This is a genomic window from Rhodoferax sp. (assembly GCF_010365055.1).
GTDB lineage: Bacteria > Pseudomonadota > Gammaproteobacteria > Burkholderiales > Burkholderiaceae_C > Rhodoferax.
Map to the genome: position 1 here is coordinate 1 of NZ_JAAFHA010000138.1, position 7,075 is coordinate 7,075.

Sequence of the window (7,075 nt, forward strand, 5' to 3'; positions counted from 1 at the left end):
ATCATGAAGCTGCAGGCCGGTGGCGGCGAAGTGCGGCTGTTTTCGGCCACCAAGCGCCAGGGCATCGATGAGGTGGCCACGCTCTTGTGGCAATGGGCCCACCCCGCAGCCTGATCCGACGTGTGCGCGCCCATCGGCTGCGGTCCCAAATGCGACTGCGCAAGACTGTCTGCCATCGTAGTCTCAAACCCGTTTTGACTCTGACGGGCTGACCTCACCATGATCGAGACTTACTCCCAGCCATTGCCGCATGGCATCACCCTGAGTTGCCGGGCCGCTGGCGCGCGGGGGCGGCCGGTGCTGATGTTCCTGCATGGCTTTCCTGAAGCGGCTTTTGTGTGGGACTTTTTGCTGGTGCATTTTTCTCGCGCCGAGAACGGTGGCTACCGCTGCGTGGCGCCCAATCTGCGTGGCTTCGAGCGCTCCAGCGCACCCGCGGACCTGAGCGCCTACCGCCCCAAGCACCTGGTGCAAGACATCGCCGCCTTGATTGCGATCGAGGCGCCAGAGCAGGGCGGCCAGCTTGCCGCGCTGGTGGCGCACGACTGGGGCGGCGCGGTCGCGTGGAACTTGGCCAACCAGTTGCCCGATCTGACCCGCCAGTTGGTCATCATCAACTCCCCCCATCCGGGCACGTTCTTGCGTGAGCTCAAAAACAACCCTGCGCAGCGGGCCGCCAGCGCCTACATGAATTTCCTGGTTCGCCCGGACGCCGAAGAATTGCTGGCCCAGGACGACCACCGGCGCCTCTGGGAGTTCCTAACCGACCAATTTGGCGCGCACGCTGCCGCTTGGCTCACGGAAGACGCCAAGGCGCAGTACCGCGCGGTCTGGGATGCCGGGTTGACGGGTGGCTGCAATCTGTACCGGGCCTCACCGCTGCGTCCACCGCGCGCCGATGACCCTGGGGCTGCTGCAGTAGAGCTGCCGCGCGCCATGTTGACCGTGAAGCTGCCCACCCTGGTGATCTGGGGACTGGGCGATATCGCGCTGCCGCCCACACTGCTCGAGGGTCTGGGCGACTATGTCGACCCACTGACGATCAAAACCGTGGCCGACGCCACGCACTGGATCGTGCATGAACAACCCGTGCTGGTCGCGCAATTGATCAGTGAGTTTTTGCAGTCATCTTGACTTCAAAAAAATAGCTACTCACCCATATTTGACGGGGGCCAGAGGGCTAAATGGCATAAATTTCAGTAAACCGAAGGGGTGCCAGGTGGGCGGTCCTTGAAGCGCTTGTGGACCCAAAAATACTGATCCGGCATGGCATCAATGTATGACTGCAGCCGCTGGTTCATGCGTGCGGTATCCGCCACCGCGTCGTCGGAGGGAAAGTCCGGCCAGGCCGGCATCACCTCGACTTCATAGCCCTGGCGCGTCATGCGCGTCACCACCGGCACCACCTTGGCGCGGCCCAGCTTGGCAAAGCGCGACAGTGACGGCACCGTCGCAGCCAGCACACCATAAAATGGCACGAAGACAGAGCTTTCCTGGCCAAAGCTCATGTCAGGCAACAGATACAGCGGCTCGCCCGAGCGCAACGCCGCCACGATGGTCTTGACGCCATCGATCCGTCCAAACAGCCGCACCGACCCAAAACGCTGGCGCCCGGCCAGAATCCAGGCATCAACAATTTCGTTGGCCTGATTGGTATAGATGGTGGTGAATCGGCGCGGCAGCTGCTGGGTCAGCGCCGTCCAGCCCGCATCCAGACCGACAAAGTGGGGCGCAAAGATAACCACCGGTTCATTGCCGTCCAGTTCAGCCACCGCGCCAATCAAAGTCAAGCGCCGCCGTGTCACCTCGGGCAAGCCATGCCAAAGCCAGCCCCGGTCCAGCCAGGCTTGGGCAAAGTGAATGAACGTGCGGTGCGCCATGGCCCGGCGTTGCGCTTCAGGCTGATTGGGAAAGCACAAGCGCAAGTTGGTGAGGGCCACCCGCCGCCGTGGCACGACCAGAAAGTACAGGGCCCAACCCAGGCTGTAGCCCAGCGCACGCACCCATGCCAGCGGCAAACGCCCGAGCAGTTGCATGACCAGAATGCCTAGGCGACTGAGCATGAAAGCGTCTGTTTGAACATGGGGATTGATTGAAAGACCATCACGGAAGCTGCCCTTAAGCCAGGGCATTGAAAGCGCTTGGCGGTGAGTGGTGAAAGGGGGCTATCTTAGATTGCCTGTGTCGCCCGTCATCTTCTGCTTACTTGAAAACTTCCTACCAGGATATCTGCTGACCTCTCTTGCGCAATAACGGATTGCCTTCGTTGAGCGCCTTGCGCGTGCCCAGAAGTGTCGTCAATATTTACACCGACTGCAGCAATCACTTTCAAAATTGTAAAAAAAGCCATGCAAAACAAATAGTTAGGTAATTTAGGCCTGATTGGTACGATTTGTGCTTATGTAACGACGCGTTTAGTGACTAGTGTAGTTGGTTGGTTTTTGACATTTACCTTAGGAGAATGAAAATGAAAAAAACAGCAATGGGAATGGCGATTGCAGCGCTTGTAGCGGCTCCTGCATTTGCCGCTTCGTTTGTAAACGGCGGGTTTGAAGATGGCAATACGGGTAGTTGGTCCGTCGCGGATTCCTACTATCGCGCCGGAGTCGACAACACCACGCTGACGCCAGCGCTGGTGCTGGCGAGTGGTAGTACTGGCACGCACTCCGCGGTGATCGGCACCAGCTATGTCGATCCCAACGTCGGCGTAGCGCTAGGTGACACCGTCTACGGTGGTAACTATGCCTACCGCGTGGAGGACACGACTTGGGGTGGTTATGCGTCTGCGATCAGCCAGACGGTGGCGAATTACACGGACACAGATATCTTCTTCGCCTGGAAAGCGGTTCTCCTGGGTGCTCACGGCATAAGCGATGCTGCGACCATGCGGCTTACTCTGCGCGACGATACGGACGGCGTCAATCTGATCGATCGGACCTACAACGCCGCTGACGATGGGACTGGCGTGGATGCACGTTTTTCAGTCTTAAATGACAATTTCTACACCCCGCTTTGGCAAATCGAGCAGTTGTCTGTGGCTGGTCTTTCTGGTCACACCTTCACTCTGTCGGTGCTGGCGGCAGACTGTCAGCCAACCGGTCACTGGGGCTATGTCTACCTTGACGGTTTCGGTGCCCGGATCCCGGATCCCGGCAACAATGTTCCTGAACCCGCATCCTTGGCGCTGGTTGGCCTTGGCTTGGCCGGTCTTGCAGCATCACGTCGTCGCAAGAACGTTTGACGCGGTCTGATTGATGCTGAAAAGGGGCGGCCACAGGCCGCCTTTTTTTGCCTATTCTCTATGTATCAGGAAACTCAATTGATCCATTAAATATGACCCGCTTCGCACCGCGCACTTATCCGTCAAGGCTGCGGGTCAATCGGTCAAGGGTTTGCTGATCTTTGGTTCCGAGTTGCTTTCGGTTCAGGGGCTGGATCAAATTTGCAGCTTCCTTGCGATTTCCAGCGGCGATATTCAACTCGGCAAGATGCAGCCTGGATGTTGGCACTCTCGGTGCAAGGTTGACCGCTGTACGCAGGGTGGCAATCGCCTCAGTCTGCTTGCCAGCCAAGGCCTGTGCCATGCCAAGCGTGTCCAGCACCTCGTGGCTGTTTGGCGCGAGTTCGGCCGCCCGGGTCGCGTTTTTTAGCGCATCTGCTTGCTTGGCTTCAATCTGAGCCCAGGCAAGGTCGTTGAGCACAACGGGATTTGAGGGATTCTTGTCAGCAATTTTTTGCAGTAGTTCGACCGCCTTTGCCGGGTTGCCCTGAGCGCGGATACGCTGTGCCGCAAAACCGATGACCGCCAAATCTTCAGGATATTTGCGCAAGGCATTCTCCAGTTCCTCATCGCCAGTCTGGCTGCGTTTGGTGCGGTCAAGCAGCTGAACGCTGCGCAGCAGAGCGGCGGGCACAGCGCCGGCCTTTGCAGCTTGGGCGAATTGCTTTAACGCTTCATCCGCTTGCCCCGCTTGGGCCAGCAAGTCTCCTTGTAGGAGCATGGCCGTCAACTTGTGGGCTTCCTTGTCGCCGAGTTCTTTTGCAATGGAAAGGGCTTCGGGCAGATTGTCAGGCGCCGTCAGCCTGGCAAGCGCGATATAGGGTTGCGGATCAAAGGGGCGGTCGGTAATCAGGGCGCGAAGAATGCTCGTCGCTTCCCTTTTTTGGTTGGCGCCCGCCTCCAGTTCAGCCAGTTTGAGCCGCCAGTCTGCGCGTTGTGGATAGTCGGCTGCCAGCTTGCGATAGGTTTCGGTGGCCAACTTGGTGTCTCCAACGCGTTCGTAGATCGCGGCGAGCAAGGACACTTCAGCGGCGGACGCATTGCTGGCTGAGGCACCTGTTTGGGCCACACTGAGCGCCGCATCAGGTTTCCCGGCACGCAGATGTTCCTGGGCAAGGGCTTCACGCAACAAGGCAGAGCTCGGCAGAGAGGCCACACCCTTCTCCAGCAGTGCCGTTATGCTGGCCTGAGACCGCTTAGTTGCCTGCATCAGTCGGGCATTTTCAAGATACGTCTGGGCGCTGGCGGGTTTGGCCTGAATCGCTTGTTCGTATCGAAGCACCAACTCTGCACGCTGCTTGGGCTCTCTAGCCATCATGGCCAGCGCATTCAGAGCGGGTTGAAATGCAGGTTGGATATCCAGCGCAGCCAGGGTCTCGCGCCAGGCGCCCGCCGGGTCGTTCTCGATGCCCAAAGCAGCGGCAAGAGTCAGGTGGGACTGGGGATCCTGGGGGCTGGTTCTGATGGCGTGCTCAGCCAACTGGCGAACTCGTGCGGCGTCTCCCATGCCCAAAGCGATGGCAATAATTCGATCGCGGATCGCCGGATTATCTTTGCCCGCCTCAGTCGCTTGGTCGAGAAGCTTTTTGGTCGCCTCCTTATTGCCAGAGGCTGCCCGTAACTCACTCAGGCGTAGCAGGTAGGCCGCATTGCCAGGTTCGCTCACGCTGAGTTGTGCAAGGGTGGCAGCGGCCTCCCTGATTGCGCCGCGCGTGATTTCGCTTTCCGCGCGCAGTGAAAGCAGCCGTGCATTGGTTGGCGCTACGCCCAGGCCTCTTGAAATGGAATCAGCGGCTTCGGCGTCTTTGCCGAGTCGGAGCTGCGCTTGGGCCAGCAACTGGAGCATGGGTACAGAGAAGGGATATTGCGGGGCGATCTTTCCTAGCCGCCGGTCGGCCATCATCACATCGCCCTTCTGCAGTTCAGCCGAAGCGACCATCAGGGTCGCTGGCAAATGCTCCGGCGCAAGGGCGAGAGCCCTGAGAGCCGCCGCCAGGCTTTCTTCTGAGCGGCCCTGGCGGGATAGAACGAGCGCATTGACATAGTGCGTCATGTAGAACGTCGGGGCCAGTTTCTTGAGCCGGTCTCGGATAACGATGGCCTGATCGAGCTTGCCCGCCTCCACCAGAAATTCCCCATACTCGCCCATGACGCCGCGATGCCACGGTACCGCGTCATAGGCCCGGGACATGAATTCAAAGGCCTGCTCGCGCTTGCCGTTGGCCTCATAGATGCGGCTCAGCCCCCGCAGCACCCACCATGGAGAATTTGGCGCTGCCAGCGAACTGTCCAGCCCCGCCATGGCTTGCTCCTTCTTGCCTTGGTTGAGCAGCGACTGGGCCGTTGCCAGCGTAACGGCGGCCGTTTTGACTGTCGCCCGGTTCAGTTGTTCTTCGGCTAGGGTAAGTTGCTTCTGACCCAGGTAGGCGACAGCGACCACTGCGCGAAGATTGCTGTCTGCTTCAGCCGACTTCAAATGCTGATCCTTGAACTCATTGATGATCTTGGCCAGATCGTTCCGGTCGAGCATCAGCAGAGCGATACGCGGCAGCAGGGCGTTCACATCACCGCCAGCCGCTACGGCCTTACGAAGGTGCTGTTCCGTGCCAACCGTGTCATACACCCTCTCAAGCGCATCAGCCAATGCCAGGCGGGCGGGCAGCGCATCGGGCTTGGCCTGGACTGCGTTCTTGAACTCAATGACGGCCGAGGCATACTCGTTCTTCTGCATGTATTGCGCGCCGGCGCTCATGGGATCTTGTCCGCAGCCCATGGCGATTGATGCGATCAGCAACAGCTGCAGGCGCTTGGGGCCAAATGGCAACGACAGAAGACCGTTGGATTCATGCATGTGGAAACTCCCGGCTATCGAGTGAGATGACTGCCACTGGGTGACAAACGAGTAATGAATATTTCAAATGAACAGTCTGGGCGCCACCAATGTTTGGCCAGTTGATATTTCACATATGACTGAAAAAAAGCAGCTGTTTTCAAATGGCCAAGGGCAGAGCCGCATCGGAAGTTAGCAACACGCGCTGGCCAGCGGCATCTACTTTGCCTAGCGTTTCCAGCGTGCACGGTGCAATCGCATGGTGAACTGTTGATTTTTGCCGTAGATCGTAGATTCATCTCCCACTCAATAGCCATGCGCCTGGGCAAGCATGACAAATATTGAACAAATGCCCCATCCTGTCATCAAGCAGCGGGCACCAGATCAGCACCAGCATGCGCTTGCGATCACGCGGCAAGACTGCGCAAAGTCTTGCCAGGCGCGCGATTGACGCCCGTCGTACGGGATAATTTAGCCTTTGGTTAAACAAGGTGGTGTGCTTCGTGGCGGACTGCTCTGCGCCTCATCTGAACGCCCCGCCCATGCACCGTACCCTCTTTACCACCCCCATCGTCAATACCCTGCTGCGCGGCTTCTCCGTTGGATTCTTGAAACTTGCCGGCTGGAAAATCGAGGGCAGCCTGCCGCCCGGCGCAACAAAGAGTGTGCTGATTGCCGCGCCGCACACCAGCAACTGGGACCTGCCCTACACGCTGATGGTGGCCTTCGCTCTGAATCTCAATGTTTACTGGATGGGCAAGGAGCAGCTTTTCAAGCCGCCGCTTCGTGGCCTGATGATGTGGCTGGGGGGCATCCCCGTCGCGCGGGAGAAGTCCAACAACCTGGTGGCGGCATCCGTACTGGCCATCCAGCGTAAACGCGCGGCGAACCCATCTTGAACGTTGATCGATAACGCGGCAGTCTTGGAGTTTTCCAAGGAGACTGAAAGTCATGACGAGCAAGAA

The 7,075-nt window shown here is 58.8% G+C and carries 5 protein-coding genes and 1 pseudogene; 4 read left to right on the forward strand and 2 right to left on the reverse strand.

The window, feature by feature from the left end; all coding sequences use genetic code 11:
* Window positions 1–114: pseudogene (locus GZ093_RS19285) on the forward strand (YihA family ribosome biogenesis GTP-binding protein); the annotation flags it as partial.
* A gap of 105 nt (window positions 115–219) precedes the next feature.
* Window positions 220–1,134 carry an alpha/beta hydrolase gene (locus tag GZ093_RS19290; RefSeq protein ID WP_296489205.1) on the forward strand — a complete coding sequence of 305 codons (915 nt, stop codon included), beginning with the start codon at window positions 220–222 and terminating at the stop codon, window positions 1,132–1,134.
* A gap of 62 nt (window positions 1,135–1,196) precedes the next feature.
* On the opposite strand, the gene GZ093_RS19295 is transcribed toward GZ093_RS19290, so the two are convergent.
* On the reverse strand, window positions 1,197–2,063 hold the full coding sequence (locus GZ093_RS19295; protein WP_296489206.1) for a lipid A biosynthesis acyltransferase: 867 nt from the start codon (window positions 2,061–2,063) through the stop codon (window positions 1,197–1,199).
* Between the two features lie 404 nt (window positions 2,064–2,467).
* Between GZ093_RS19295 and GZ093_RS19300 the strand changes: the two genes are divergently transcribed.
* The gene (locus tag GZ093_RS19300; RefSeq protein ID WP_296489208.1) at window positions 2,468–3,241 is read left to right on the forward strand and encodes a PEP-CTERM sorting domain-containing protein; all 774 of its coding nucleotides are present in this window, start codon (window positions 2,468–2,470) and stop codon (window positions 3,239–3,241) included.
* Between the two features lie 115 nt (window positions 3,242–3,356).
* On the opposite strand, the gene prsT is transcribed toward GZ093_RS19300, so the two are convergent.
* Entirely contained in the window at window positions 3,357–6,131 is a 2,775-nt protein-coding gene (gene prsT, locus GZ093_RS19305) for an XrtA/PEP-CTERM system TPR-repeat protein PrsT (RefSeq protein WP_296489210.1), read from the reverse strand.
* Between the two features lie 521 nt (window positions 6,132–6,652).
* Here prsT and GZ093_RS19310 point away from each other — a divergent pair.
* The gene (locus GZ093_RS19310) at window positions 6,653–7,009 is read left to right on the forward strand and encodes a 1-acyl-sn-glycerol-3-phosphate acyltransferase (RefSeq protein ID WP_363261139.1); all 357 of its coding nucleotides are present in this window, start codon (window positions 6,653–6,655) and stop codon (window positions 7,007–7,009) included.
* Window positions 7,010–7,075: the final 66 nt, after the last annotated feature.

Bases quoted from the DNA above. Each gene is read 5' to 3' on its own strand.
- GZ093_RS19290 (WP_296489205.1), top strand. From the start codon at position 220: ATGATCGAGACTTACTCCCAGCCATTGCCGCATGGCATCACCCTGAGT.
- GZ093_RS19295 (WP_296489206.1), bottom strand. From the start codon at position 2,063: ATGCTCAGTCGCCTAGGCATTCTGGTCATGCAACTGCTCGGGCGTTTG.
- GZ093_RS19300 (WP_296489208.1), top strand. From the start codon at position 2,468: ATGAAAAAAACAGCAATGGGAATGGCGATTGCAGCGCTTGTAGCGGCT.
- prsT (WP_296489210.1), bottom strand. From the start codon at position 6,131: ATGCATGAATCCAACGGTCTTCTGTCGTTGCCATTTGGCCCCAAGCGC.
- GZ093_RS19310 (WP_363261139.1), top strand. From the start codon at position 6,653: ATGCACCGTACCCTCTTTACCACCCCCATCGTCAATACCCTGCTGCGC.